Annotated in this window: 7 protein-coding genes and 1 pseudogene; 1 reads left to right on the top strand and 7 read right to left on the bottom strand. The window is 29.9% G+C overall.

Annotated features, from left to right (window positions below; genetic code table 11):
* A pseudogene (locus C7U55_RS13695) lies at window positions 1–321 on the top strand (IS1634 family transposase); the annotation flags it as partial.
* 245 nt (window positions 322–566) lie between these two features.
* On the opposite strand, the gene C7U55_RS13140 reads toward C7U55_RS13695, so the two are convergent.
* The 7 genes from C7U55_RS13140 to C7U55_RS13110 form a co-directional block, all read right to left on the bottom strand.
* Window positions 567–2,030, bottom strand: a complete 1,464-nt coding sequence (locus C7U55_RS13140; RefSeq protein WP_239985205.1) for a glycoside hydrolase family 1 protein — start codon at window positions 2,028–2,030, stop codon at window positions 567–569.
* A gap of 34 nt (window positions 2,031–2,064) precedes the next feature.
* Entirely contained in the window at window positions 2,065–2,943 is an 879-nt protein-coding gene (locus tag C7U55_RS13135; protein ID WP_106988933.1) for an N-acetylglucosamine kinase, read from the bottom strand.
* Window positions 2,944–2,955: 12 nt separating this feature from the next.
* Window positions 2,956–4,308 (bottom strand): PTS sugar transporter subunit IIC, encoded by a 1,353-nt coding sequence (locus tag C7U55_RS13130; RefSeq protein WP_106988932.1) that lies wholly within the window; start codon window positions 4,306–4,308, stop codon window positions 2,956–2,958.
* 11 nt (window positions 4,309–4,319) lie between these two features.
* A complete protein-coding gene (locus tag C7U55_RS13125) occupies window positions 4,320–4,652 on the bottom strand; it encodes a hypothetical protein (protein ID WP_032089731.1) in 333 nt (110 codons plus the stop codon).
* 12 nt (window positions 4,653–4,664) lie between these two features.
* The gene (gene murQ / locus C7U55_RS13120; protein WP_106988931.1) at window positions 4,665–5,564 is read right to left on the bottom strand and encodes an N-acetylmuramic acid 6-phosphate etherase; all 900 of its coding nucleotides are present in this window, start codon (window positions 5,562–5,564) and stop codon (window positions 4,665–4,667) included.
* Between the two features lie 114 nt (window positions 5,565–5,678).
* Window positions 5,679–6,524 (bottom strand): MurR/RpiR family transcriptional regulator, encoded by an 846-nt coding sequence (locus tag C7U55_RS13115; RefSeq protein WP_106988930.1) that lies wholly within the window; start codon window positions 6,522–6,524, stop codon window positions 5,679–5,681.
* A gap of 141 nt (window positions 6,525–6,665) precedes the next feature.
* Window positions 6,666–6,903 (bottom strand): transposase domain-containing protein (locus tag C7U55_RS13110; RefSeq protein ID WP_146139625.1); only part of this gene is annotated, 238 nt, incomplete at its 5' end.

The following is a 6,903-nucleotide window of genomic DNA, read 5'->3' as shown; positions in this document are numbered from 1 at the left end:
AGAATAATGAAGTCTGATTTAGATGCACGCCCTGTATTTCTTCAAAAAGAAAACAGCATAAAGGGACACTTCCTGATCTGTTATCTTGCCGTACTGTTAGAAAGAATATTCCAGTTTAAGATATTGGATAATCAATACAGCACACATCAAATCATGAAATTCATTAGAAGCTTTAAGGTGGTCAAAGGTGAAAGTAAATATATCAATGTAACGGCATCAAGTGAATTTATAAAAGAATTCGAAAATATTACAAATCTTCCACTTACAAATTACTATTTGACAGAGCGGCAAATTAGACAAATATTCAATTATAAGATTTAAACGAAAAAGCAATAGAGATTCTATCTTGAATTCCTACTGCTTTTTTACTATCACTATATTTTAATGCTGGATACCAAAGTCAGGTTTCCTTCCTCAATTTTGCACTTAATATTGTCTAGACATGTTGTACAATATGTATTGTAACAAAAACAAAATCATTTGAAATCCTTTTCATACATAAAATTTCATTTTTTTATCAAAATATTTAAAATGTTATTTCAAGATAAAAAAAGAAATGAAATTAATCATTTCTTAAATTGTTGATGTTGAGCTTGAATATAATCATGATACCACTTAAAACTATCCTTCTTATAACGTTTATATGTACCATTTCCTAAATTATCACCATCTACATAAATAACTCCATATCTTTTTGCCATTTCACAGCTTCCAGCTGAAACAATATCAATAACACCCCACATAATATAACCAATAACATCAACACCATCATCAATGGCTTCTTCTATTTGTTTAAAATGTTGTTTTAAATAATCTATTCTATAAGGATCATGAATTGAAAAATCACTATTTAATTGATCTCTTGCTCCTAAGCCATTTTCTGAAATAAAAATTGGTTTTTGAGTACGATCATACATTTTATTGAGCATAATTCTAAGACCAATTGGGTCAATTTGCCATCCCCATTCACTTGCTTTTAAATAAGGATTTTTAGTTGAAACTACTAAATTACCTGCTGTTTGTTGTCCATCTTCTTGAACAGTAGCAATTGAACTTGAATAATATGAAAAACTAACAAAATCACATGCATATTCTTTTAATAGTGTTTCATCGCCATCTTCCATTTTGAGATGAATATCATTTTCTCTAAAAAAGCGATCCATATAACTTGGATAATGGCCATTAGCTAAAATATCAACTGCAAACCATTGGTTTATTTCTTCATCTCTGACTGCTTTTAAATTATCTTCTGGTGAAGATGTTAAAGGATAATAACAAAAACATGCTACCATACACCCTGATTGACTTTTAGGAGATAATTTTCTTGCTATTTTAATTGTTTTTGCACTTGCAATAAATTGATGATGAAGCGATTGAAAAACAAGACTTTGATTGTATGGTTTGTCTTTTTCTTTAACTAAACCTACGCCATTATAAGGACTAAAATAACCTGCATTTATTTCATTAAATGGTAAAAAATAATCAATATATTGTCCCCAATATTCAAAGACAGTTCTAGCAAATCTTTCATAAAAAGTAACTAATTTTCTATTTGTCCAACCACCATAATTTTCTACTAAATATAGCGGTACAGCATAATGATTCATTGTTAAAAATATTTTCATGCCTGCTTTATGAACTTCTTTAAAAATACGATCATAAAACGCAATTCCTTTTTTATTTGGTTCTAGCTCGTCACCTTGAGGGTATAATCTTGCCCAACTTATTGAAAATCTATAAATATCAATTCCTAATTCTTTTAATAAGGCAATATCTTCATCTATATGATGATATCCATCACTTCCTTTTCTAAAAGGATAATTTCCAATACCCTGACATTTTTTTGCTTCTTCTATAACCTCTTGAGTAAGTAAGCGTGTCGCTGTTGTCGCATCAGAAGTTCTTTTTAAATAAGGTCTACAATCCTGTGTATCTAATCCTTTATCATCTAAATCATAACCTCCTTCATATTGACTACTAGCAGTTGCTCCACCCCAAAGAATATCTTTTTTATTTTGTATATACATCATTTTATATCCTCCTTTTAAAAACTAAGGTGATTTCTCACCTTAGTTTCTTTGCAAGTATATAAGCACCATATTCTGGTGTATGAATAGGTGAAATAAGATTAAAACGATTTCCTAATTGTTCTTGGAGATGAGGAATAATAAAGGAACCTGCATGTTGAAATACACCGCCTATATAAGAAACTTTAATGGGAGATTTAAAATTTTTGGATAACAAATTGATAAGTTTATATATTTCTTCTGCAGCTTCTTTATATATTTTTAAAGCATTTGGATCATTTTCTTTTGCTGCTATACCATTAATATAAGCTAAAGCAGCTATTTTGGTACGATCATGATTTAAATCATTCATAAAAGTAATAATATCATAATCGTTTTCAAAATGACATTCTCTTTTAATTAAATCATATAAAATTGTTTTTTCTAAACGACCATCAACTTCTTGACAAAAAACATTCAACATTTTTTTAGCAATCCAATAAGCACTTCCTTCATCACCTAATTGATAGCCCCAACCACCACAACGTTGTAACATACCTTCCTTCAAAGAAAGCGCAATACTACCCGTTCCAGCAATCACAACAATACCATCTTGACCATCAAGAGCACCTTCTATTGCTATTTGTACATCACTTTTTAAAACAAATGGTCTGTTTTTAAATGCTTTTAAACAAATATTCTCTATTTCTTTTCTTATTTTTTTATCTTGTCCATATCCTGCTAAACCAATACCAATTTTTGAAACACTTTGTGGATCTAATTGTTCAACTCCAGCTTTTAATATTTCAATACATTTTTTTGGTGTTTGACTTAGAATATGAACAGTTGGTAAAACTATTTCTTGACATATATTTCCATCATCATCATAAGAAACCATTTTTGTCTTTGTTCCACCACCATCAATACCTATATACATAAATTTCACCTTTTATCCTTCAATAGCTTCTTTAGCTTTTTCTTCTTCTAATAATTCCTTATCATACATTTTAAAGAATGGATAATATAACACAACAGAGATTACAATTAAAATAATATTCAAAACTGCTGCTCTCCAATCTCCTCCACATGCAAGATAAGCACCAATTGGTCCAGGTAATGTCCATGGAGCAATTGTAACAGCACAATTAACTAAATGCATTGCTGTAGCAACCCAAGCAATTGTTGCTAGAACTAAAGGAATAACAATAAAAGGAATTAATAACATCGGATTTAAAACAATTGGTGCCCCAAAAATCATTGGTTCATTAATGTTAAAAACAGATGGTAAGATTGTTGTTCTTCCTAAAGTTTTTCCATATTTAGATTTTGCTTTAAAACAGAATAAGATAGCTAATCCAAGTGTTGCTCCTGATCCACCAATATGTACAAACCATTGTAAAAATGGTTCAACACCAATATGTGTTGCTACTTTTCCAGCAGCTACCGCAGCTGTATTTTGGTCTAATAAAATTAACCAAATTGGTCTTGCAAGAGAACTAACAATAGAATCTCCATGAATACCGAATGACCAGAAAAACATAATTAAGAAAATAATAATTAATGTTGATGGTAAAGTATCTGTTGCATTTACTAATGGTTTAATAAGTGTTCCGACAATACTATGAACATCAATACCTAACCACATTGTAATGGTAGACATTCCTAAAATAATAATAATTGTTGGTGTTAAAGATTCAAAAGATCTTGCTACTGCTGGTGGAACAGCAGCAGGCATCGTAATTTTTATACCTTTTACTTGTGTAAATCTATAAATTTCAACTCCAATAAATGCAGATAAAATTCCAATAAACATACCCGCTGATCCTAAGTTTTCTGCAGGAATAACATATCCTGAAGGAAGTTGTTGTAAAAATGCATTTAATTCTGCATTTTTACTTGCTAATGCAGTAATTGAATCAGTAACATCTGGAATAGAGACAGGAACAATCGTTAATAAGAATGTTAACTCTGCCATAATTGCTCCACTTAATCCATCTAAATCATAAGATTTTGCAAGTGAATAACCAATTCCAAAAACTGCATATAATGTCATAATATACATTGACATTCTATATGGTAATAAAATAGCTACTGCATTAGCTTTGATAAACTTCGCCAAAGCCCATGATTCAGGCATTTGATTATATGAAAATGCAACAACCATTAATAATGAACTTACAATAATAATTGGTAAAGTAGCAATGATCCCATCACGAATAGCACGTAAATGTCTTTGATTGGAAAGTTTTTCCAAAGGACCAGCAAATTTACCTTCAATAATGTTCGAGAACTTTTCAAACATATTTTCTCCTCCTATCTAATCATTAATATCATCACAAAAGCCATGATTGTAAATATACCTGCAACAATCCAAAAGCTTTTACACATTCCTTTTTTTCTTTCAATATAAAATTGTGAATAAGCAACAGATAAACCGCATACAATTGAACTAATAATTGCATTAGGAAGGCGAAAATCAATATGTAAATAATGAAAACCATTTACACAAACAATTAAAGATAACATTGTAGCACCTAAAATCAACAATGCACTTTTAAATCCAAACATTGGAATATCATAGTCTGTTACCCCAAACATATTTTTATATGTTTTATTTTTTTCATTTTTTACAACATATCTTTTCATTGCTTATTCCTCCTATAAAAAACTTCTAACTGTTAGACTAATATTACCTTTATTCTTTTCAAGAGCTTCTTGACATTCTATTTCATCTTTACCCGTAAGACCCATTAAAATAGCAATCTTAACATTAAACTTGCTTTTATTTAATAGTCTTGTTGCTTCTGCTTCATCACAATCAACAGATTGGCAAACAATAGAAACAGCTCTCATTTTTAATTTTTCATTTGTTGGTTGAACATCAACCATTAAGTTTCCAAATACTTTTCCTCTTTTAATCATCACTGAAGTTGAAATCATATTTAAAACCATCTTTTGTGCTGTCCCAGCTTTCATTCTTGTTGAGCCAGTGACAACTTCTGGTCCTACAACAACTTCAATAGGATAATTAGCGTACTTTGAAATCTCTCCATTTTGAACACAACACAATGAAATTGTAGAACAGCCAATTTTGCGCGCATATTGCAATCCTGCAATTACATAAGGTGTTCTTCCTGAAGCAGCAATTCCACAAACAACATCTTTGTCATTTAAATTTATTTTTTCTAAATCAATTTGTGCTAATTGCTTCGAATCCTCTGCACCTTCAACTGCTTGAGTAACAGCTTTAATCCCTCCAGCAATAATTCCTTGGATAAGAGTAGGTTCAACTCCATAAGTTGGTGGACATTCAGAGGCATCTAGTATTCCTAGCCTTCCAGAAGTTCCAGCACCTACATAAATTAATCTTCCACCTAAACACATTTTTTCATAGATACAATCAACCGCTTGAGCGATTTGTAATATGACGTCTTGTACTGCAAATGCTACTTTTTGATCTTCATTATTAATTGTTTTTAAAATATCAATAGTTGACATTTCATCAATATGTAATGAATTTTGGTTTACTTTTTCTGTATCTAACTGATTTAATTTCATTAATATGGCTCCTCCTTCCAATATCATTATATTATTATTAAAATATTATTTCAATAATAATTAATATATTTTAAAATATTATTTCTAAAATAAAAGATTCATCTTGAAATGAATCTACTTTTTAAGAATTGAAACATTATTTCTTGAATCAATCAAATTATCTTTATTTTTATCAAAGTTCTTTTTAAACACACCATAATACAATAAATCAGTAATTACAAAAGAAGAAATTCTTGATGAAACTGCTCCTATACGTAACTCCTTTTCCTCGCTTGGTACTCTAAGTGCAACCGTACTATTTTTTGATATAAGATTTTGATTAATTTGTGTAATTGAAATATACGGAATATTTTTTTCAACTAAGATTTTAGAAATATCTACCAATCCTGCCGTTGTTCCTGAATAACTGATAATCAATGCCGTATCACCCTTTGTCATACTTTGCGTAAATGTCATTTGAATATGTAAATCATTATTATAAATAACCTTTTTCCCAATTCTGATTAATTTTTGTTCAATATCATTAGCAATAACTGAAGAGCCACCTACTCCAAACAGATAAATAGTTGATGCATTGCATAAAAGATTTATAGCATTTTCTAACTCACTAACATTAATCAATTGATATGTTTTCAATACCGTATTCATATTTAAACGACATCCTTTATCTACTAAAGACGTCATATCATCATTTTCATTAAAAATAATATCTACATCTAAATCATGTTGCTCATTTGAATGAGATTGTGCTAAATTCATTTTTAAATCACTAAAACCTTTAAAACCTATTTTTTTAGAAAACCTAATAATAGCTGCGGCAGAAGTATTTGTCTTCTCTCCCAATATTTGTGCAGAATAATTTAAAATCTCATTACCATGTTCAAGAATATATTTCGCTATTAATTTTTCTGTCGATGTATAACTTTCTTCAAATTCTCTAATTCTTACAAAACCATTCACACTATCATCTCCTTGTTTTCATTATATCAATCACCATCAATAAATTCTATCCTAAAAAGAAGCTAGTTCCCTAGCTTCACAGTAAGCGCCAAATAAAATAGTGTATTTAAAAAGGTCGATTGAATTGATACAATGATCAATTTAGTCGGCTTTTATTTCAAATTCTTCTTTTATCTCTTCACTCCATGGTAAGAACCAGTCCAGTCTTTCTGGATCTTCAACCAGATCTTGTTGAGGTAAATAATCCATGATGAATTCAATATAATCGTATGGATTAAGTTTATTGGATTTAGCTGTTTCAATCAGGCTGAATACTGCTGCACTTGCTTCAGCTCCTTTAGTAGAAGTTGAAAACAGCCAGTTCTTTCGGCCAACTGTA

The sequence above is a fragment of the Faecalibacillus faecis genome, from assembly GCF_003024675.1.
Classification (GTDB): Bacteria; Bacillota_I; Bacilli_A; order Erysipelotrichales; family Coprobacillaceae; genus Faecalibacillus; species Faecalibacillus faecis.
Note: the sequence above shows the minus strand (reverse complement) of the source record. Positions and strands in the feature narration are given on the sequence as shown.